The organism is Thermaerobacter litoralis (genome assembly GCF_054654595.1).
In genome coordinates, this window is record NZ_BAAIES010000003.1 from 1 (window position 1) to 20,744 (window position 20,744).

21 protein-coding genes are annotated in these 20,744 nt (G+C 68.5%); 1 reads left to right on the top strand and 20 read right to left on the bottom strand.

Translation table 11 applies throughout. The features are described from left to right. Window positions 1–53 precede the first annotated feature (53 nt). The 8 genes from ACYQ02_RS01180 to ACYQ02_RS01215 form a co-directional block, all read right to left on the bottom strand. Window positions 54–230: a hypothetical protein gene (locus tag ACYQ02_RS01180; protein WP_460038609.1), complete on the bottom strand. Its 177-nt coding sequence runs from the start codon at window positions 228–230 to the stop codon at window positions 54–56. Window positions 231–579: 349 nt separating this feature from the next. Further along, window positions 580–1,713: an ATP-binding protein gene (locus ACYQ02_RS01185; protein WP_460038610.1), complete on the bottom strand. Its 1,134-nt coding sequence runs from the start codon at window positions 1,711–1,713 to the stop codon at window positions 580–582. A 263-nt stretch (window positions 1,714–1,976) separates the two neighbouring features. Next, complete coding sequence (locus ACYQ02_RS01190) at window positions 1,977–3,002, bottom strand: DUF6744 family protein (protein WP_460038611.1); 1,026 nt, start codon at window positions 3,000–3,002, stop codon at window positions 1,977–1,979. A gap of 38 nt (window positions 3,003–3,040) precedes the next feature. Then, window positions 3,041–4,510, bottom strand: a complete 1,470-nt coding sequence (locus tag ACYQ02_RS01195; RefSeq protein WP_460038612.1) for a VWA domain-containing protein — start codon at window positions 4,508–4,510, stop codon at window positions 3,041–3,043. Continuing rightward, complete coding sequence (locus tag ACYQ02_RS01200; protein WP_460038613.1) at window positions 4,507–5,649, bottom strand: AAA family ATPase; 1,143 nt, start codon at window positions 5,647–5,649, stop codon at window positions 4,507–4,509. Before ACYQ02_RS01200 ends, ACYQ02_RS01195 begins: the two co-directional genes overlap by 4 nt. 283 nt (window positions 5,650–5,932) lie before the next feature. Then, a complete protein-coding gene (locus tag ACYQ02_RS01205) occupies window positions 5,933–7,018 on the bottom strand; it encodes a hypothetical protein (protein WP_460038614.1) in 1,086 nt (361 codons plus the stop codon). After that, on the bottom strand, window positions 7,015–8,145 hold the full coding sequence (locus tag ACYQ02_RS01210; protein ID WP_460038615.1) for a hypothetical protein: 1,131 nt from the start codon (window positions 8,143–8,145) through the stop codon (window positions 7,015–7,017). The genes ACYQ02_RS01205 and ACYQ02_RS01210 overlap by 4 nt, the downstream gene beginning before the upstream one ends. A 731-nt stretch (window positions 8,146–8,876) precedes the next feature. Further along, window positions 8,877–9,737: a hypothetical protein gene (locus tag ACYQ02_RS01215; protein WP_460038616.1), complete on the bottom strand. Its 861-nt coding sequence runs from the start codon at window positions 9,735–9,737 to the stop codon at window positions 8,877–8,879. 341 nt (window positions 9,738–10,078) lie between these two features. Here ACYQ02_RS01215 and ACYQ02_RS01220 point away from each other — a divergent pair, with 341 nt between their 5' ends. Beyond that, complete coding sequence (locus ACYQ02_RS01220; RefSeq protein ID WP_460038617.1) at window positions 10,079–10,306, top strand: hypothetical protein; 228 nt, start codon at window positions 10,079–10,081, stop codon at window positions 10,304–10,306. A gap of 110 nt (window positions 10,307–10,416) precedes the next feature. Here ACYQ02_RS01220 and ACYQ02_RS01225 read toward each other — a convergent pair whose 3' ends face one another. The 12 genes from ACYQ02_RS01225 to ACYQ02_RS01280 all read right to left on the bottom strand — a co-directional run bounded on the left by ACYQ02_RS01225 (window position 10,417) and on the right by ACYQ02_RS01280 (window position 20,715). After that, window positions 10,417–10,833 carry a hypothetical protein gene (locus ACYQ02_RS01225; protein WP_460038618.1) on the bottom strand — a complete coding sequence of 139 codons (417 nt, stop codon included), beginning with the start codon at window positions 10,831–10,833 and terminating at the stop codon, window positions 10,417–10,419. Between the two features lie 391 nt (window positions 10,834–11,224). After that, window positions 11,225–12,466 carry an RNA-guided endonuclease InsQ/TnpB family protein gene (locus tag ACYQ02_RS01230; RefSeq protein ID WP_460038619.1) on the bottom strand — a complete coding sequence of 414 codons (1,242 nt, stop codon included), beginning with the start codon at window positions 12,464–12,466 and terminating at the stop codon, window positions 11,225–11,227. 137 nt (window positions 12,467–12,603) lie between these two features. Next, the gene (locus ACYQ02_RS01235; RefSeq protein ID WP_460038620.1) at window positions 12,604–13,458 is read right to left on the bottom strand and encodes a transposase; all 855 of its coding nucleotides are present in this window, start codon (window positions 13,456–13,458) and stop codon (window positions 12,604–12,606) included. 62 nt (window positions 13,459–13,520) lie between these two features. Next, a complete protein-coding gene (locus ACYQ02_RS01240; RefSeq protein ID WP_460038621.1) occupies window positions 13,521–14,597 on the bottom strand; it encodes a hypothetical protein in 1,077 nt (358 codons plus the stop codon). A 657-nt stretch (window positions 14,598–15,254) separates the two neighbouring features. After that, window positions 15,255–16,103, bottom strand: coding sequence for a hypothetical protein (locus ACYQ02_RS01245; RefSeq protein ID WP_460038622.1), 849 nt, complete (start codon window positions 16,101–16,103; stop codon window positions 15,255–15,257). Window positions 16,104–16,201: 98 nt separating this feature from the next. After that, a complete protein-coding gene (locus tag ACYQ02_RS01250; RefSeq protein WP_460038623.1) occupies window positions 16,202–16,963 on the bottom strand; it encodes a hypothetical protein in 762 nt (253 codons plus the stop codon). 108 nt (window positions 16,964–17,071) lie between these two features. Then, entirely contained in the window at window positions 17,072–17,221 is a 150-nt protein-coding gene (locus ACYQ02_RS01255; protein WP_460038624.1) for a hypothetical protein, read from the bottom strand. Between the two features lie 192 nt (window positions 17,222–17,413). Beyond that, a complete protein-coding gene (locus ACYQ02_RS01260; protein WP_460038625.1) occupies window positions 17,414–17,875 on the bottom strand; it encodes a hypothetical protein in 462 nt (153 codons plus the stop codon). 120 nt (window positions 17,876–17,995) lie between these two features. Then, complete coding sequence (locus ACYQ02_RS01265; RefSeq protein ID WP_460038626.1) at window positions 17,996–18,466, bottom strand: prepilin peptidase; 471 nt, start codon at window positions 18,464–18,466, stop codon at window positions 17,996–17,998. After that, window positions 18,453–19,892 (bottom strand): CpaE/TadZ family protein, encoded by a 1,440-nt coding sequence (locus ACYQ02_RS01270; RefSeq protein WP_460038627.1) that lies wholly within the window; start codon window positions 19,890–19,892, stop codon window positions 18,453–18,455. Before ACYQ02_RS01270 ends, ACYQ02_RS01265 begins: the two co-directional genes overlap by 14 nt. Before the next feature lie 101 nt (window positions 19,893–19,993). After that, entirely contained in the window at window positions 19,994–20,431 is a 438-nt protein-coding gene (locus tag ACYQ02_RS01275) for a hypothetical protein (protein WP_460038628.1), read from the bottom strand. Beyond that, window positions 20,425–20,715 carry a hypothetical protein gene (locus tag ACYQ02_RS01280; RefSeq protein ID WP_460038629.1) on the bottom strand — a complete coding sequence of 97 codons (291 nt, stop codon included), beginning with the start codon at window positions 20,713–20,715 and terminating at the stop codon, window positions 20,425–20,427. Before ACYQ02_RS01280 ends, ACYQ02_RS01275 begins: the two co-directional genes overlap by 7 nt. Window positions 20,716–20,744: the final 29 nt, after the last annotated feature.

Below are 20,744 nucleotides of genomic sequence, written 5' to 3' on the forward strand. Positions count from 1 at the left end.
GAGGATGGTCCTCCCTGCCTTGTGCTTTACGGCGGCGGGCACCCTGCCGCGGCCTACTCCTCATCCGGGTCCCAGTCGATGGGGTCCGGCTCGGTATCCCACACCGCACCGTCGTCCACCGCACCGTCGTCCTCATCAAAGAACAGGTCCACACCGCGGTCGAGCCCCCAGGCCACCTCGTCCCATGCCGCCTCACCAAAGGGCGGCTCTTCCTCGGGCACCGCCGCCATGGTTTGGGCACCTGGATCGGCCTCCGGCCCTTTCCGCCCGGGCGCGCGAGAGGGCGCGCCCAGTCCGGGCCATGGGGCACCATGCGGTTTGGCAGGGAGCGGGCTTTGTTCTTCCACCCAGGACGGGCGCCAGCCGGGCGGCCAGCCCAGCGTGCGCCAGGCAGCCCGTGGTGGGGCGTCCGACCCTTCGTCCCTGGGCATCGGCTCCAGCGGCAGCGGTGCATAGCGGCGAATCACCGGCACCCCCTCCCTTCCTGCAGGCGGCGGGCCGGCCCGCTCCCTAGCAGGCCGGCCGGCGGCCTGCAGGCCCCAAGGGCCCGCCCGCCGCTTCGCGAAGGCGGCCCGGCCGTCAATCCGGCCGGGCCACCGCCAGGATGTGCCCCATCCGCTCCTGGATCCAGCGGGGGGGGAGCAGATCAAACAGGTCCGCGGCGCGCGCCTTCCAGATGGCCGACAGGGGCCCAATGGCTCCGGCGGCCAGATCGGCAAAGCCCATCCCGCAGACCCGCTCCACCAGCTTCCATACGGCGTCCCAATGGCGCCGTACGGAGGCAACGTCCTTACTGGCCTCCGCAATGGCCGCGCTCAGCGCCGCCATCAGGGCGTCGCCCCGCTCGGGCAGGGGATGCCCCAACGGATCGGCCAGAAGGTCCGCCGGCCGCGGGAGATTGGCTTCCCGCAGCCAGCCGGCCAATTCCATGGCCGGGCCGGACCCGACAGCCCCTGCGACCAGGGACGCGACCAGTTCCATGTCCCGGCCGCGCCCCATCGCCATGGCCGCCGCGACAAAATCCGCGGCCATGGACCACGTCCGCGGGCTCGGCCAGGCCCGGCCCGCCTCGCCCGGATCGCCGGGCACCCGGTGCAGCAGCTGGGGCCGCGCTTCGACGAAGGCGGCCACCACGGCCCGGGCCTGGGGCACCAGCGCCCGCCAGGTCCGGGGCAGCACCGGGATGTCCGGCTCCGGCCAGCCCCTCCGGAGCCCGTCCGCCCACTCGCGCACGTCGAGGCCGAACTCGAAGTGCGCGAACCGGTTGGCCAGCGGGGCGGCCAGATCGAGACCGCCCGCCGCTTGCTCAGCCGGGTTCGCTGCCGCGACGATCCAAAGATCGTCGGGCAGGGCCTCCTCCCCCACGACCCGGTCCAGCACGACCCGGAGCATGGCCGCCTGGACGGCCGGGGGGCAGGTCGTCAACTCGTCCAGAAACAGCACGGACGGCCGGCCTTCGGCCGCCATGTCCTGGATCCGGCGGACCCAGGGCATGGGGGCGAGGCGGAATTGACCGCCCTCGCCAACGACCGGCAGCCCCCCGAAGTCGACCGGGTCCCGCAAGGACCCGATCAGCACCTCAAGGTGCCGCCCGATGGACTGGGCCAGCGCCCGGACCCAGGCCGTCTTGCCGATGCCCGGGCCACCCCACAAAATGACCGGGTGGCCGGTTTGGATCGCGAGGCTCATCGCCTCGCGGGTACGTGCCGTCATTGGAGTCCCCCCTTGAATTGAAAATGATCGGGGGCACCCCGCCTGCGGGTCGTTGCAGGCGAGGTGCCCCCCAAAAGGCAAAAGGCCCCGTCCTGGGCTGCCGGGCGATTGGGCCCGGTGAGGGAGGAAGCTCAAGCCTCCTCCGTCGTCGCGCAGAACGAGCGCCTGGCTGCATTGTACCGTGCCTGCCCGTCCGGTCACAAGCCCGGCCCGAAGCGAAAAGGCCGGGACCGCTGACGGCGGTCCCGGCCTTCCGATCGGGCTTACGCGCTGGCCGGCGCGGCCCCGGAGGCCGCCGCCAGGAAGGTGCTGACCTTCCGGCGGCCCACCTCCAAGGTGCCGTCGAGCTCGGCCAGCTGGTCCTCGAGCAGCTGGCGGTACTTGGCGACCATGTCGCGGACGTACTGCCAGCGCTCGCCCACCGCCTTGAGGTCCGACGGCCGGAGTTCCTGCCCCTGGCGGTCATGGCGAATCTGCTCCATCTGGTGGAGCAGCCCCTCGACCGCCGTCCGGACCTCATACAGCACGGACGTCCGGACCATGTCCCGCTGTTCGCTCGTGTCCACGAGGGGCACGAGACGGAACTCGGTATGCCCGCCGCCCCGTTCGCCGGCCGCCGCGGCGAAGGCCTGTAGCGCCCGCAGCGTGGGCTCGTGCCCGGCCGGCACGAAGTAGACGCCGCCGGACGGGCGGACGACCACCGGGTAAAGATCGTCCAGCACGCGCCGGATGATCTGCCGGACGTGGGAGGAGGTGTACGTCGACTTGGCGGCATCGAAGGCCCTGCAGCACGCATCGAACAGCTGCCGGGCGGTATCCTCGATGTCGGCCGGGACGGTGTCGGCACCAGGGACGAGATAGATGGAGTCCGTCTCGTCCTGGTACACCCAGTTGGCCACGTGGTAGTAGGCCAACCGCCGACCTTCCTTGTCGACCACCTCCGCCACCAGGGCCCGCGTGACGTCCGCAGGCCCGCTGTGCACGTCGCGGACCATGTACCGGATTTCGCCTTCCTGCGTCGGCACCCGCCGGGAAATGCCCGACGAGGCCCGGCGGAAGGCGTCCCGGTTCCGGATCGGCCGGGGCGCGTGCTGGGCCGGCAACCCGTGGGCCTCGTAAAGTCCCTTCAATACGTCGGCCCCGATGCGGACCGAATCCTGTACCGAGTACCAGACGAGCTGCCCCAGCAAAGGCAGCCCGGCCGGCCCCTCCGACGGGGTGATGGCGGCGGCGAGATGCTCACCGCCATCAAGCCCGAGCCTCTGCACAGCCTCTGCAACCGCCGACATTGGGGATCGCCTCCTTCGCCCCCAGGGGGGCGGTGTTTTTAGCGGCTCAACACGGCCTCGAAGACGGCTTCCGCCGCCTCGAGGCCGGGGTTGCTGACGGCAAGGACCCGGTCCGCCACCGGTGCCAGGCTCGAGGGGTCGACGTTGCCGATGAGGACGCCCCAGAGCCGGAGCCCAGCGGTTTCCCGGGCCTGCGCGATCCGGGCGGCCGTTTCGTCCCGAACCGCGCAATAGCCGTCCGTCACGAACAAGATGTCGGCTCGCCGCAACCCTTCGACGCCTTCGATGAGCTCCAGGGCTTTCGCGAGCGGGGCATCAAAGTCGGTGCCACCGCCGAAGTAGGCGGTGCCCAGCTCGACAACCCGCTCAACGTACTCGGCCGCTTTCAACCCGGCCGGCACCTCGACCGAAACGAGCTCGCCTTCCGCCCCGAAGACGATCCCGGCGAAATCGCGGCGCTGCTCCCGGGCAAGCTGGGCCAGGGCCAGGGCGATGGCCTTGATCCACGCTTGCACGGCACCGGCCGTGCTGCCTGACGCATCCAGGCACATCACGAACGGCCCCATGCCGCCCTTGGGCCGGGCCCGAAGCCGGTACTGCATGAGCGACCGGTCGAGCAACCGGCCCATGAAAAGCGGCCGCAGCGCCGGATCGCCAAGGAGGGCCATCTCCTGCGGCAGGACTCGCTCCAGGTCCCCGCCGAACTCGATGCCGTAGAGGGTATCGGGGACGCGGTACGTACGGGTGCGGTGCAAACCCCGCAGGAGCGAGCGGATCGCGCCGAGCATCCGGCTGATCTGGCGAAGGTCGGGGTTTTTTAGCAGCCGCTCGACCAGGTCGAGCTGCTTCTCCAGGGGCAGGTGCCGCAGCATGCCCCGGTCGAACCCCCAGGCCGCCAGGGCCTCGGCCGCATCCTCCGCCGTCTGGGCCGCCGCGCTCGCGGCCGCCCGGGCCGCCTGGCGCAGGGCCTGGCTGTGCCGCTTGAGGGCCTGGGCCAGGGCCTCAGCCGTCCCGGGGTCAACGCCATCCCCTGCTTCGGTGCCGTCCTCACCCGAGCCACCACCGCTGTCCCCGTCCGGGCCGCCGTCGGCTTCACCCGCCCCGGCCTGGCGGAACAGCTGGTCGAGCTCCTGGCGCTGGCGGATCTGCTCCAGGAGGGTCTCTCCGAACTGGAGCACCCCCGCGGCACTCAGAAGCTCATCCTGAATGGAGTACGCCCGCGCATCCCGATGCGCGGGCGTCTCCATCGTCATTCGGACCAGTTCGTGGTTGGGACGGTGGCTGGGCCGCATCGCCTCGGCCGGCCGCTGCCGGGGATCCACCTTGTAGAGGGACAAGAACACGTCCTCCACAAGGTCCCGCCAGGCGGGGTACTCCGCACCGGCTTCCAGGAGCGCCTGCAGCCGGGCCGATTCGGCCAGCCGTTCCTCAAACAGCGTCCGGTCGAATCGGACGTGCTCGAGGCTCAGCGTCTCCTGAGGCCTTAGGTGACGCAGGAGGTCCATCATCCAAGCACCTCCCGCATCACCCGCTCGTGCAGGGCCCGGACCTGATCGGCCAAGGCCTCGATCCGGGCCGCCTGGCCCGACGTGCCCGATCCGGCCGCTTCCGCCCGGAGCCGCTCGAAGCGAGCGAGGATCTTCTTGAGCGTCCCGCCCGCCTCCACGGCCTTGGCCACCCGGCCGGCCTCGTCGGCCGCCTCGAAGCTCGAGACGACCTCCTGGGCCTGGTCCAGAAGGTCCTGGGCCTCAAGGACCAGCGGGGCGGCCTGGGCCATGATCGCCTTGCGTACCGTGGGGATCTGCTCCTCGCGATCCCACAGCACGGGGACCAGGGCCTCAAGGTCCGCTTCCGCCACGACCGCCCGGCCGTCCAGCCACGCCGACGCCTGAAGGACCTGCACGGACTGCCGCCAGCGGCGGTCGGAGAGGACGATGCCCTCGCCCCGGAGCCGCCGCCGCAGTTCGACCAAAAGGTCCACGGCCGGCCCGGCATCCACCGCCAGCACCGCCTGCCGCGCCGCCTCCACGTCGGCGAGCGTCAGGATCGGTTCCGGCTCCGGCTCAGCCTGGGCCAGCATCGCCCGGAACCCGCCATCGGAGCCGAGATACTCCACCCGATGGCGGAAGAGGAACCGGTCCCAGAGGGCCGCCGTGTCCTCCTCCGGGTCGGGGTACTCGTTGGAGGCCCCGACCAGCGTGATGAGGGGCGCCGGCTGGACCCGGGTCCCGTTGTGAAACCTCCGCTCGTTCATGAGTCCGAGCAGGAGGTTCAACAGGGCCGTGCTGGCCTTGAAGATCTCATCGAGGAAGCCCACATGGGCTTCCGGGAGCTTCCCCGACGTGACCCGCTCCAGGCGGCCGGCCTGCAGGGCTGCCAGATCCCACGGCCCGAGGAGCTCCTCGGGCGTCGTCGTCCGCCCCAGGAGCCACTCGAAGTAGGTGGCGCCCTCGACGGCCTGGCACACGGCCCGGGCCATGGCGGACTTCGCCGTGCCGGGCGGCCCGACGAGCACGATGTGCTGGCCCGTCAGCAAGGCCAGCACGAACGAGCGGGCCTCCGCATCCCGTTCGACGAAACGGGCGCGCAGGCTCGCCTCAAGCTTGGCAAAGGGCGCCGCAAGCGACGCCCCGGCCAGGGTCTGCATCGACCGCACCTCCTTTGCGCCCTCCGGCGCAGGGGAATGAAAAGGCCCCGCCGCGGGCGCAGGATCTTGCGCTCCGAACGGCGGGGCAAAAGAAAGCAAAAAGCGCCCGCCGGATGGTGGCGGGCGCTTCGGCGTCCCGTGCAAGTCCGCCCCTAGGGGGGCGGCGCAAACAGCCGTTGGCTTGTTTTAAGCGTGCACCAGGGGCGCGTTCTCGTCAAGGGCCACGGGCACCCTGCCGGTTCGATCCACTGGCGCACGGCTGGCGCACGGCCTTCACCGCTTTTTACAAGGCCGCCAACGCCTCGAACCCCGCAAGGTTCTGGGCGTCGGCATCCGATAGGCCGGAAAGCCAGGCCGCCACGGTCTCTGGAGCGGTGCCGCTTGCGGCCATGGCCACCGCCCGGCGCCAGACGGCCGCCAGCGCATCGGGCGGCACGCGGTCGAGCCGGATCCCGAAGGCGCAGCCCATCAGTCGCCACGACGCGTCGCCACCCCGGCCGCTCAGGTACATCCGCGGCACAAGGAGCGCCTTTTCCGGCCAGACCCCGAGCACCGCAAGGCCGTAGTCGGTGGGCTCCGGACCCTCGGTGCAAACGCGTGGAGTGACCCTCCCACTAAGCTCGTCAGCCAACATATAGCCGGCAACCCACCATATGCCGCCGGCCCCTTTGGCGAAGTGGCCGGGTGCGAACACGCGACTGTCGACGACGGGCTCAATGGCAAAGCCACCGAGTGCGCCGCCGAGGGCGAGGGCCTGCAACAATACCCCGGGGTCGACAACCCATTCGAGGCCCGGCTGCGGCTCGACCCGGCCGACCACCCGGCGCCAGGTGCGACCGAGGCGCTCCTTGCCGGATCCCGAGGCAAGGGTCGGCTGCGAGGCCTCGCGCGCCCGGTCGATAGCTTCAGGGGCGGGGACGCCGCTTGTCGCCAGGGCCAGGGCCGTTCCGGCCACCGCCCAGGCACGAGCCCGGGAAAGCCCCGGCGGTGCTGCCGTCCAGACCTCGACCGTGAAGCCCCGCGGGCCTCGTTGCATCACGGTGGAGACGCCCCACGGCCAGGCAGCCGCCACGTCGAGCACCGCGTGGAGCAACCGCTCCGGAGCCGCCGTTCGGGCCCACCAAAGCCGCGGATGCACGGAGACGAGCATCGTGAGCTCCACATTCAACCCGTCGGGCGCGATGGCCTCGCGGAGGGACGCCTCCACCCGGGCCAGCGGCTCGCGGCCCAGGTAGGCCGTCGCCGAAGGCTCCAGGGGATCGCGGCGCCGGCCCAGGGAAGCGAGCTGTCGGATGGCCGCCGGCAGGGGGCCCTCGAATCGCCACCGGCCCAGACGCTCCCTGTCGCGCGGCAGGCGGAAGCGGCTCATGCCACTCCCTCCCCGGCCAGGCGGTACAGGACCGCCATCCCGGCCAGCGTGTCCACGTCGAGCGGGCCGAGCCGCTGGCCGCTGGCGCGCCGCTCCAAAAGCCGCCTCACCACCATGGCGACGACCTCCGGCGGCTCAGCCGGCAGCGCCACCGCGACGACAAAGCTGCCCGCCCGGCGGCCTGCCGAATGGAACAACCCGCCGTCAAGAGCCTCCGGGAGCTCCATGGGGATGAGGTACTTCCAGCCGGCAGGCCACGCCCGAGCCACGGCGACCCGGTCCGCATGGGGAAAGCGGTCCATCCGGATCTCGTGGTAGGGGTACGGCATCTGGACCGATCCCTCCAGGACGTTGACCCGGACGAGCCGCCGGCCGGCGCCGGTCACGGCGACATCGCTCCAGCTCAGGTCCAGACCCACCAGCCAGACGCCGGGGATGTCGCGGAGCCGGCCAAAGGAACCGTCACTCAGCACGGGCACGAACCCGGCAATCGGTTCCTCCCGCACCGCCAGGTCCGCAAAGACCGCCGGCTCAAGCCACGCCATCGCCGGTGGCAACCGCAAGCCGGACAGCGTCAGGATCTCCTCCCGCCCGTCCAGGCTCCGCGGGGCCTCCGGCAGCTGCCAAAGCCACTGCGGCCAGGGAGCCGACCAGCTCCGGGCGATCGCTTCCCGCGTGCCCATACCCCGGAGGACCTGGGCGAACGCGGCGGCGATCACCCCGGCCGGAGCCTTCAGCCAAAGATCAAGGCCTCCGAACCCGTATGAGGCTGCCCTGCCTTCATCGGGCCAGGCCGCCAGCAACCGGCCGAGGGCGCGGCCACGACCGCCGGGTGGTCCCACGAAGAACCGCTCCAGGGGACTCCGAAAGGCTGGGTGCGCCACGTCCACCGAAAGCCGGATCTGCTCCGCCAGCGACCACCGGCTGATGCCGAGGCTCCGGTAGAGCAGAACCCGACCGATCCAGGTCCAGCCGTCTTCGCCCTCCGGGCGTGGGCGCAGCCGCCGTTTGGGCGTTCGCTCAAGCGTATCCCAAACGGCGATCCCCGGATCGGAAAGGGCTGCGTTGTCCTCCGCGCTCACAGGGACCCACCAGTCCCCGGGATGGAGTGGCAGCCGGTACGCCATACGAACCCCTCCTTGGTCAGAAGGCCCGGATGGCCGTACCAGCCTGGAGGCGGCCTGAAAAGCAAAAGCGGCCGCTCTCCGGAGAGAGCGGCCGCTTCAGGCAGCCGTCCGGGCCGGACCGGTCGGGTCCGGGCCTTCCAGGAATCTTGCCTTGATTGTGCCACAGTGGTGAGCCAATGACAAAGGCCCTGAAGACTCCGGTGGCCTTACCATGGTAGAATCAAGTTGTCGGGTGGCCAAGCTCACCCAGGCGCTTTCCGGTCTGGTATCACCTCCATCCGCCGTGGGGGCGGGCGCTTCCTCGAGCATTTGAGGAAGGAGGTGATACCGGATGGGTGAAGGGAGTCACCACTGCTGCCAACTACTTCTTCTCCTTTTGCTGTTGCTGACGCCGACACAAAAGGAGAAGCCGGAACGTGAACCACGTTCCGGCACCCATCACTCATCTGACATCTAGCAAGTGGCAGCTTGCTAGATGTCAAGGCCGGGGAAGCGTCCAGCCCCCGACCCGCCCGCCGGGTGGCAGCCCGGCGGGCTTTTTTAGTTTGCATCGGCGTCCACCTTGATTATACGACACCAGACCACGCCAAACCACACCAAACCTGTGTTCTTCACCACAGATCACTGTTCTTATTACCAAACTACAACAAACCGCAATAAACAGTATTGTGCCCTATGCTTACTGCTACTCTGCCTACGCCTTTTCCTCGAAAAGCTTTCTTTTCCTTCTTTCAGAGACGGCTCAACGCGTCGACGCTCCGCGCGTTGTCGCGACCGAGGCTTCCCACCCACCGCCTGAGGGTCTCTGCCGGCGCGCCGTCCCGAACGGCCCGGGCGACCCGCTCGAAAACACCCGCCGTCGCCGCGGGCGCAGCCGGTAAGACGATGTAGAAGCAGGCACTGCGAACGACCCACCCCGTAACAGCCGAGACGGCGATTCCCTTCCAGCCTTCAGGCCAGGCCTCAAAGGCACGCTCCACCGTCGTCAGATCGAACGCTGCGGCGGCCGGCTCAGGACGGGCCCAGACACTTCCCTCGACCCAGACACTGCCGTCGGCCTCGACCCGCACGGGCCAGGACCGAATGTCGAACGCTTGCCGTAAAACGGAAAGTCCGCCCCATTCCCTGAGAATAGGCTCCGGCACGATGGGCATCCCCGCCGGTCGGGACGCTTGCCAGAGCTGGTTCAAGTCGACCCAGCATAGCGCCTCGGGCAGGTTGGCGGGGTCCGGCCGCAAGTGACAAAGGACGGCCTTTCCGACTGGAGTTCGTTCAAGTGGTGGATCGGCCCAAAGGGCAGCAGGTGCGTGATGGCCGGTCGCCCAATCCAGCGCCGCATCAACCGGCAGGCCATGCCGGAGGGCCCAGCAAAAAGGTCGAAACCGGCCGTCGTCCTCGACCCACAGCACCACACCGTCGCGCTGGCGCACGATCGCCTTCCGCCCGGGCCAGGCGCAAAGTGCCGCCCCGAGAGCCGCCAGGCCCGCATCCTCGACGAGGAACGCCAGGCCTGCCTCAGGCGACCGACCCCGTGCCCGGACCTGCAGCGTCACAGCAGTGTCGTTGACGGCCACCTCCAGGCCCAGTTCCAAGGGCCCGATTCGCGTCCTGCCAAGGGGTGGTGGCGTCGCAACCTCCCAGCCTTCAGGCACACTCCCCCGTGCCAAGTCGAACCAAACACGGCCTGCCGAATCCATCGCCACGGGGACCAACCGCACCTGCACACAGACCGCTCCCTTGTGCCGTTTTAAGGATGTGCGGGTTGCGTCCGCAACGGCAAGCTGTTACTTTCGAGGTAGGCGCAGGCACTTGCCTGACGGTTGCGGCGACCGCTTGAGCGGGACGCCCGGGCGGAACGGGTCGACCGTTCCCTAGACCGTTTGGGCGGGTGCTTTTTCTTTTTGCGCCGGCCCACGAGAAGGGAGGGAAACCGGTGTTTAACCCGTTCGGCTTCTTTGTGGCCGCCGCCACCTTGTTGGCGTCGCGCCGGGCCGAGGCGGCCGAGCCGTCCCAGCCCATGGCCAAGCCCATGGTGGAGACCTGGGCGGCCCGTAAACCCAGTCGGCCTGGAACCATCGAGGCCCAGGCCGACCAGATCGTCGCGGATTACCTCTACCGATGGAAAATCGGTGGGCTCCGCGGCGAACGCAGGTATTTGTAAACCCGCGGGGGCCCCGGACCCCGCGTTGGGGCTGGGCCCGCGGGACGCCGTCGGATGACACCCATCCGGCGGCGTTTTCGTTTTCATCGTAAAGGCGCCACGGTGCAATGTCAACCGTTGCCACCGCCGGGTTTCCCTGGCGAAAGGGCTTCCCGGAAGACCTCGCCCAGCGGGATGGCCCATCGCAGCCACGGCGATCCTTCCTCCGGCCCAACCCGCAAAACCGGCCTGCCGTCCTCGGGCGCCGTGGACCGGAAGAGGTGCCCGGCCGCATCGAACGCTTCTACGCCACCGATCTCCAACACCAGCCAGATCCGCTCCTCCGCGTCCCGTTCCAGGACGAGGCGAAGGGGGAACACGTCCTCCCCCACGACCGGCGCCAGATCGACCGTCCAGGGCCGGGCCGGCGCCGCCACGGAGACCCCCCAGCGAAGAAAGGCCAGCCCCAACACGCCCAGGACCACGACCGGACCTAGCAGCCGCACCGGCCAGACCACAAACCGCCATGCCCACCGCAAGAGCCGCACCCGCCACCCCTCCTGCCCCCAAAAGCAAAGCGGCGCAGCGCCTCTGCGCTCCGCCGCCTGTGGCCTACCCGATTGCTTGCTTGCCAGGGAGACTTTTCGTCCTGTGGCGCCGCTCATCCTGCCGCCCATTAAAGGGGCCCGCCGGGCGGTGCGCCCGGCGGGCCCGGAGGGGGAGTGTCGGGGATCGGGCCTCGGGGGAGAGACCCTTACTCGGAGGGTGTTGCAAATTCCGCGAAGCCGCTGTCAAAAGCCTCGCGGAACCTGCCTGGCGCACCTCATCCGGGCTGCGCCGGACGCCGCCGGCGTCTTATCACCCGTCCTCGCGCCATCACCGGGACCGCGCTCCGGTCCCGGGGCCCCACCCCATGGGCACTACTCCTCCCGACCGGCGTCAGGCGGCCAGAACCGCCTTCTGCCGATCGGGCCGGAGATACGTCGTCTCCTGCTGGCGCGGCATCGGCCGCCCCGGCGGAAGCTCGCCCCAGAGGCCAAGCGCCAGGATGTTCGCCGCCCCCACCACGTCCCGGTGGGCCGTATGGCCGTTCGGACAGCGGAACACTCGCCCGGACGGCTTGCGCTTGGCCCCGCACGCGGGACACGTGCGCGAGGTCCCGCGCTCCGGGATCACGCGCACTTCGATCCCGTGGCGGGCCGCCAGCTGGCGAAGGCGCCGGAGCAACCGGCTTCGTCGCCAAAAGTGCATCCGCTGGCGGTGCCGCCGACCCTGGGCTCGATGCTCGATGCCATCTAGGTCGCCCACGTAAAGGGTCGTGACCCCTTGTTCGAGGCACCAGGCCACGGCGTGCCGGGCGACGCAGCACTCCAGGTGCTCGATCTGCCGGAGGATCTTGCCCAGGGCCCGCTCCTTCGCCCTTTGCAGCCGCCGCCAGCGGCGGGAGCCCTTCGGGCACCGGACCTGCAGCTTCTGCAACCGGCGCAGCGTAAGGTGGTACCCCCGCCACGCCGCGCGGATCTTCCGGCCCACAAGCACCAGGTGCGCTTCGCCCGTGCTCAGGGTGAGGGCGTGCACCTCGCCCAGATCGCCTCCTGCGGCCTTGCCGGCCGAGCCCTCCGCCCGTTCCGACGGAGCCGGCTCGGCCAGCGTCACGTGCAGCCAGTAGGCGCCGTGGCGGTAGACCAGCTGGACCTGGCGCACCCGCTCCCAGGACAGGCCGAATTCCGGGACAATGAGCGGCTCGCGCCCCCGGCCGCAGGCCAGCGCGACGCGGCCGCCCCGGAAGCGGATCTCGGGCGCCTTCCACGTGACCGTGAAGTGGGCCTTCTGCCGGTGGGGCGGCCGCTGGGCCGCGCCCTGCCGGCGGCGGAACCGCTCCACGGCCTCGACGTAGGCTTCCACCACGGCCTGGGTGCTGTTCGCAGCCAGCCCAAAGTCCCCGCCCGCCTTGCGGGCGGTCGCGGCCTTGAGCTGCTTTTCCAGCTCCCAGGCCGAGAGCTTCAGGCCGGCTTCGCGCCAGGTACGATCGAGTTCGACGCACCGGTTCCACACCCGGGCGGCCTCCCGGCGAAGGAAATCGCATCGGGCCGCCTGCCGGGGCCTAAGGCGCAGCCGGAAGCGCAGCACCCGCACGGCTGTCGCGGCCTGCCCCTTGCGGGCCCGCTTGATCGCGGACACGGTTTCACCTCCTTTCGCGGCCCAAGGGCCGCAAAATGAAAAACGACGCCCTGTCCGCGCGAACGCGGCCGCTTCGGCGGCCGGCCCTCGGGCTCCGCTTGCGCGGAGCCCGACCCCCGATGCGCGGGGGTGCGGCGTCAGAGCGCCATGCTTTGAGCAAACTTCGTTGCGGGTTCCCTCAATCCTGCCTCGATCCCGGAAAGGAGGCTCCCAAACCATAGCACGGTGAGCACACGCTCAAGGTGGGAAGCCGAGGCCACCGGAACTGCCAGGGCCGGCTGCGTCTTCAGCCACCCAAAGAACCGTTCGACCGCACCGCGCACCCGGTAAAGCCGCCGGCCCGCAGGCGTCGAAAGCAGCGCGGCGGCCTTCTTCCGGCAGGGAGTGCGAGGCCTGCCCGCCCCCAGACGGCGCGGCCGGGCCAGAAGGCGCACGCCCACCCGGGCATACGCCCGGGCGAGCCGTTCAGAATCGTAGCCCCGATCCGCCAGCAGCACAGTCAAGCCCGTGCCGCGAAAGAATACCCGGCTTTCGCCGACGGCGGCCGGTGTGAGGACGAAATCCCGCAAAAGGCCGGACGGCGTGACGACGGCATGGAGTTTGAGCCCGCAAAAGAGGCCGTACGGCCGGCTCCAGCCCCACCGGCTGCCGCGACTCCGGGTCCGAAGACCCGTCGCGTCCATCGCCCCGATCCAGCAGGGATCGACCTGGCGGGAGAGCCTGCGGCAAAGGAGAAGCAGCTGCGGCGCGAGCCGACGGAGCCGCCGGCTCAGCGTGGCGGCCGAGGGCGCGCGCGACAGGCCAAGCGCTCGTACGAGCGGCGGACTCATCTCAAGCAGCCGCACGAGGTGTCGTAGACTGCGCGCCTGAAGGCGGCACCCGATCACCAGGCAGGCCACGATCTGCGCGTCCGTATAGCCGGCCGGTCCGGGGCGGCGCGGTGCAGGTGGGAACCACTGCTGCAGGATGGACGGAAGTTGCGGCGAAACCATGAAAATGCACCCCGCCCCGATGCTCGGGGCGGGGTGTTGGCCTGTTTAATTTGCAACAGCCTCTACTCGATGATGATCGTGCGGACGGGCCGATCCGGTGAGACGTTACCCACATGCAGCTGCATCGGAATGTCGTGGGTGACGTTGTTGCCCTCCACGTCGCGACCCTGGACCCGGATCGTGAAGTTGTACGTCCCGTCCTCCGTGAACCAGGTGACGAAGAACCGGGCGAGCCAGCGGTTGGTTCCCTGCTGCTGGGTAAAGTCGACCGTGCCGACGTTGGGCACGTTCAGGGCCCGGATGCTCGTCACCGTCGCGCCCGACCCCTCGGCCACGGCCTGGCACACCAGGTCGACGACCTCTGCCCGCGACGCGGACACCGGGTCGGTATTCGGCACGCAGCCAAGGCGATAGGTCTGGCTGTTGAGCACGTCCGTGCCCGTCGAGATGGTCCGCACGAACCGGGTGCCAGAGTCGACCTTCCGTTCGCCGACGACCTTGTAATAGTTCGTGTTGTAGTAGTACTTGCGCTGGATCTCATAGACGTCGTAGTTCTGGTACTCGTTGAGCGCCCAGTCGCGCCGCGTCTCGTACTTGACGTTCCAGAAGTAGCGGTCATGCCACCGCTGCGCCGGAACCGTGTAAGGCGGCGACGTCCACTCCTTCTGCTGGAACCGGGTCGTGTCCCGCGTTTCCGTATAGTTTGCCCAGCGCCAGTACGGGTTTTCCACCTGGACCGTCCATTTATTCAGGACATCGTAGCCGGTCTGGACGATACCCTGATCGACCGTGCCCGAACCGAGAAGGGTCCGACCCGTTTCCTTCCGATAGCCGGTCTTCGTGTAGTACTTGTAATCGACCCTCCACCGGTAGTACTTCTGATACTGGTGCATGCCCCAGTCTCGGCGCGTCTCCCAGTACTGGGTCTCAATGTCGTTCGCGTAGGTGCGTTTGGCGATGATGTCATAGGGGGCCGAGAGCCACTCCTTGATCTGGTAGGGCGGGTCGTTCGTGACCTCGTTTTGCGATTGCGTCACATACGGACCTTCGCGGGTGAAGGGGCCTTCCAGGACGTACTCCGACCGGTAATCGTTGCGAAGGGTCGTCGTCTGCGACCACGGCTTCGACAGCCGCGTCACCGACCCCGCATAGTGGGAATCATAGGAGGCACTGGTACTGGACCATTGGTATAAGTAATCACAATCGGGATAGGTCGATATCTTTTTGGTAATCGGATCGCGGTAGGTTACATTCTCACAATAATACCTGTCGTAATATGTGGTCGTATAGCGAACCATCCTTTCCCAAAGCTCTGAATTGTAGTACATCGTCCCCCATTCGTATCTCACCCAATCATAATAATACTGATACCACACCTTATAGTATTCAAGATCCATCGACCACGAGTAGGAAGAGGCGCTCTCATAGAGATAGTTCTTGTGGGAAAACGCCTCGTATTCACGGCTCCCTTCAATTTGCAAATCGCAATGCCATGGGTAATAGACACACGTCGCATAGTAAAACGAATCGTGCATCCAATCGGTAGTACTTGACCTTACATACCGGTCCTCATACCACCCCGCCTCCGACCGCGGCGTGGCTGCCCACAGAAGGACCATAACCCAGAAACAGACCCATCCCATGCGCATCAAATGGCGGAGCGCAGATCGCATCACGACCTCCTCCTTAATATAAAGAGGGGTAACCATGGCACACAGGTTACCCCCCCCCCATATCGTCTTGTCTTGTTGTCACGCCATCCGACGACGACTGAGCGTTAACGCGCCACGGCCCTTTCAGTCTCCAGGTTCCGTAATGATGATGTGTTCATCGCTCCACGGCCGCGGCGGATTCGGTCCCACCGTCTGCACAGCCTGCTCTAGCAAATCCTCCATGGTGCCCAATTGGACGCACGCCCAGGCACGCTTCTGAACCCAGTTTCCAAAACAGAGATAGTAGTCGATTGCCGAGTCAATGGCATGGGCCATGTACGTAAATACGATGCTGCCTGCCGCCGTCTGCCCAGGAAGCACCGTCTCCGGCAACATCCGGAGCCCCTTCTCCTCAATAATCCATTTCACGATCTTCTTGTCCGCATCCTGATACCGTAACTCCTCCGCCAGTTGTTGGTCAGGCAGGATGAGGTAACGGCCGCCATCATGGAATCCAGCCACGAACCAGTTGATCATGGGATCAAACCCGTACTTCTTACGAAGGTTGTCCTTGTCCGCAATCCAGTACGCCTTGCGCGGATGCAGGTCCAGAACGCCGTCTCCATGGTTTTCGATCGTAACATGGAATTCGGTGATCGGCATGTCGGGCCTTTCTTCCGAAAGACTGCCGTCCGGTAATTTTTCGCGAATCTTCATGTAAAGCAGGCTATTCGCCACCACCGTCAACCGGACCGGCCCGACCTCCAAGGTCTCGCCCAGCTTGGCCATGGGGACCTTGGGTTCGTCCTTGCCCCCCACCTCATAAAGCGGCAGCTCAAGGGGCTTCAGTGCCTCGGGTTCGTTGTCCGCGGGTGTCGTCGTGGGCGCAGACTGTTCCGGAGGCGGTACCTGCTGTTCCGCCCTTTCCGCTCGGCACCCGGTCCCCGCGACGAGTACCGTTCCGATCACGAGCAGCGCGACCATCTTCTTCACCAGTCGTCCCCCCTCCACGCACATCCACCGTAAACAGGGATCAAGTCGACGTACCGGTTGCTCTCATTGTACCGCGTGAAGGGGATGGCGTCTTGCGTTCACCGCTTCTCCGCCGCCTTCTTGTCGGCCTCCATGAGTTCGGCCAGGCTGACCCCGATCTCCCCAATCTTCTTCACAAGCTCCTGCGGCGTCCCCACCCGAACCCGGAAGGCCGCCTTCTTTTCGCTCCAGTCGCCAAAGACAAGATCGAGCGCCGGTGCTTCCTTCTGGTTCAGATCGAGCCCCATGTCGACGGCCACATAGCCGGTGGCCTCCTTGCCCGCGGGAACCAGCGTCGGGAAGGACCCGAGTTCCGTCCCGTACAGGGTCGGCCCCACACTGGCCGGCAGGACCTGTTCGGGCTTCCACCCGTACGGTTCCAAAAGCTCCAGGTCAAAGAGGCGCAGGCACCGCAAGGGCTGGCACTGCTTCGGATCCCGCAAACCAACCCAGGTTTCGGGCTTGTCCAACCCGTCTTCCGACACGACCCAGAGGTTCTCTGCGGGATTGAGGGTCAGATCCTCCGTGCTTTCGTTCTTGACGGTCACCTTCAGGGCAAAAGACCCGGCCCGACCTTCGATGTATTCGTGGGCCCCCACCATGTCGACCTTGACCTTCGCGCCCTGGAACGTCGCCTCCTGGCCGAGACCCACAACCGGTGCATCCTTGACCGCGACCAGGGCCGCCGCCGATTCGCCTGCCGGCGCCTGCGGGCTCTTGTCACCCGGTGCGGCCACGTTGGAGCCCGGTCCGCTCCTGCACCCACTCAGTACAATCGCTGCCGCCAAAAGGATCGGCCACAACCTGCGCACGGTCGTCATGATCGTCCTCCCCTAAAGAAAAAGAGGGAGCAACCCCTTTCCGGGCTGCTCCCTCGGCACACTCGCTTGCTCCATTTGCTTTATCCTAATCCGTTCCTTAGCGAAAGGTCAACGTGCCTGGGTCCGCGCCCACAGCCAGGCCTCGACCCCGGCGATGGTTCCGAAGGCCGCCGCCGGCAACCACAGCCCCCGCACCGCGAGGAACACCGCCACCAGCAACGCCCCCATGGCCACGGGAAGACCGCTCCACGCCGTCACCCTGCTCCACCCTCCTTTCCGTTCGCCCCGAGGCCTTCGCACACCGAACCACCACCGTCCCCGCCACCTAGTCGTGGACACCGTCAAGCCGCCATCGCCACAAGCACAAAGGTCACCACGCCCACGGCTCCGGCCATGCTCAGCCGCGCCCACGACGGACCCGGAAAAAGCAGAGCGATCGGCATCGCAACACTACTGAGGACGATCAAGGACCACATCAAGGACAAACGGCCCTCCTTCCGGACCCGGCCCCCGGCCGTTGCACAGGCTGCACCACCACGTCCCGTCGACCTTCTCCCAACCAGGTAGCGCCCGGCATACTGCCTGGTCGATCTCCTCATCGGTGGGCTCCCGGTTCCAAAACCGGAGCACGACGCCCTGCTCACGTCCGCAACGGCACTTCGGGCGAACAAGCACCAGCGCAGGCCGCCAGCGAAGGGACCATCGCTCGGGAACCAGAAGGGCGACGCCCACGGCCACCGCGACCACCGTGGCCACAAAGAGGGCCCGCTCGCCCATCGGCAAACTGTCCCATGCCATGAAGCCGTCGTGTCGTCCCAGCGCCGCGAGGAGGCTACTTCCAGCCACCAGACCGAGCATGAGGCCCAGCACGCCTTCAACGAAAAACGTGCCTTCCTGACCGCTCCGTTTCATCCGCCTCACCGTCCCTCCCCATCATCCGGACCGTCCCCGTCCCACGTGACCGCCGCGCCCGGCCCTTGCCGGCCCGTCGTTGCCGCTTCGGGGCAGCGTCTTTAGCCGTCTCACGAAAGGTCAGCGCAACAGACTCCAGAGCAGCCACCCCCCATACCCCCCCGCCAGGCCCGGCACCAGCGGCACCGGCTCCCAGAGCCCGGTCGCCCAGGGCCTTTTCGACCGCACGTTCTGCACGATCCGCCCGGCCAGGACGGCCACGTGCCAAAGCCACCCGCCTGACAACGCAGCCAGCGTGGCCGTAAAGGCGTCGATCGGGGTCCACCAGGCCCCGGCGGCCGCCAGGAGCTTCACATCGCCCCAGGACGCCGACCGCTTGGCCAGATGGAGAATCACACCAAAGGCAAGGCCGATGCCCAACCCCCCCAGGCCAAGCCCTAGCCCCCGCACACCGCCTTGCGCCAGGTCGATCAACAGTCCCGCACCGGCAAAACCGGCGTTGAGGGCATTGGGGACCCGCTGCTCCCGCAAATCCCACCACGCGGCCACCGTCACGAACCCCGCAAACACCAGGGCCTCAACGCCGCCCACGCCGTCCCGCCTCCTCGCCGAGCCGCTCCCGGACCGTCCGGGCCAACCGGTCTAAGGCCCGGCGCCAGCCCCGGGCCATCTTTCCTGACCGGACCGCCCCGGACTCGGGAATCCACACGGCCGGCTCCAGCCCGCACGCCCGGGCAATGGCCCGTGGCTGCACCCCGCCGGGCAGGCCGGCCCGGTTGACGCAAAGGAGCACCCGCTCCATCTCGACGTCCTCCAAAAGCCACGACCAGACGGCTCCGATCCGCTCCAGCGCCGCCGGCTCAGGCGTCACGACGACCACCGCCAGCTGGACCTTTCCGAGCCCGCCCCGCACCACACCTCCGTCCGGAGGCAGATCGAGCACGGCATATTCGGCTGCGCCCAGGGCCCCGGCCAGCTCCTCGGGCCGGCGGATCGGCCCCGGTACGACCCACAGCCCTTCGTCGACGGCCTGCGGCTCCCCCGCGGGCGCCCCGTTGAGGCCGAACAGGTAGCGGGCATCCGACCCGGCCGGGCTCAGCTCGATCAGGGCCGCCGGCCGGCCAGGCACCCCCAGGGCCTGGGCCAGGCCCGCGGCCACGGTCGAGGTGCCCACCCCCCCCTTGGCCCCCACCACGGCGATGACCCCCACCCCCTGTAGCCACGACGCCGGCCGGCTCGTCCGCTCGGGCAAGCGGCTCGCCTTGCCTTTGTCCTCGATGGCCGGCCCGGACCCTACCGGCCCGGCCGTCACGACCGGGGAAGGGCCGGCCGGTATCGCCACTTCGGTTGGCACCTGAACGGGAAGGGCCGTCGCGGCCGCAGAAACGGCCCTCGGCCGCTCGACCCGCTCTGTATCGTCCAGTGACGCGTCGATTGGCAACGACACCTCCCTCCCGCCGCCCGCTTCGGGCACCGGCCCAGCCCCCGCCGCAGTGGGAATCAAGGCCTCGGTCGCGGGTTCGTTCGGCACAGTCCCGGAATGCACCGGCACCTCCGATCCCGGTCGGGCCGTAGCGTCCCCCGCGCCGGCCCCGGGCGCAGCCGGACGGGCGGCGGGTAGCGTCCCAGCCGGCTCGCACGTCGCGGTATAGCGCAGCCGGGCCAGCGTCAATCGCCCGGCCGCCTCCAGGGCGGCTTCGGCCGCCGCCTGCACGCCATCAGGATCCGCCTCCTTCGCAGGCAGGAGGGCAAAGCCCAAGGCTGCGGCCTGGCGCCAGTCGGCCAGGGTGGGCTTGCCCGGCACCACTGCGAGCACGCAAGCCTGGGGGTGCCGGTCGAGCACGGCCCGGGCCGGGTCAACCCATTCCCCCGGCGGCCACGGCACGAGGAGCGCTAGGGCCTCGGCGTCCCTGACCCCTTCCAGCACGGCCTCCAAAGCAGCCGGATCTTCAGCCCGGGCGGCACCGGGCAGCCGAACCCGGGCATCGACCGGTCCGCAAAGGACCGCCGCCAGCACGCTTCCGGCCTCCTTCCCCGCCGTCGAAAAGGAAAAGGGCGCCGGCGGGGAATGCCCCCGCGCCGGCGCCCACAATGCGCGCACACAGCTCTTCTTGGGGTTTAGTTTACCACCCCGGCACCTTCCGCGCCAGGGACGTGGGTGCTTCGATCGCCGCCGGCAACGGCCGACGCCGCAAGGGTCGCCGCGACCATGCCGTGAAGGTAGACACCATCGAGCCTCCGGCACGCCGCCAGGTCCTCCACGGCTTGGAGCGCCCGCACGGCGCGTCCCACGGCATCGCCGCGCACCGAGACCGCAGCGGCCAGCCGATCGGCCGCCACGGCGACGACAACCCGCCCGCCGGACCGGCCTTGCCCGAAAGCTCGCCAGACGCAGACGGGACCTTCGGGGTGCTGGAACACCAGGCCCGGCTGGCCGTCCGAAGGCTCCTTCGCCTCCCGGACGGCGGTCCACTCGGGCAGGTCGAAGAGGGACCGCAGAACCCCGTACACCGCCTCGGCCTGCCCGGGATGGGCGAGGAGGAGGAGACTCAGCACAACACGTCCCCTCCTTCCCCCGCCCCGGCATCTGCATCGTAGCGGCCCTCCTCGGCCGCGGCGACCATCGCCGCGTGGGCAGCCTCCAGCGCGGCCGGCTCGATGCTTTCGGGGTACCGCTTTTCCCCCAGCGGCGTGCCCCAGCAGGGCCGGCCCCGGTGATCGAGCGGAACGACCAGCGTCTCGGCCACCCGCTGACCCGGTACGGCCACCGTGGACACCAACACGCGGCCCCGCACCGTCGTCTGAAAATGAACGACGCCTCTCGAACTCGAACGTGTCATCCCGATCACCTCCAGGTGGAATGCGCGGG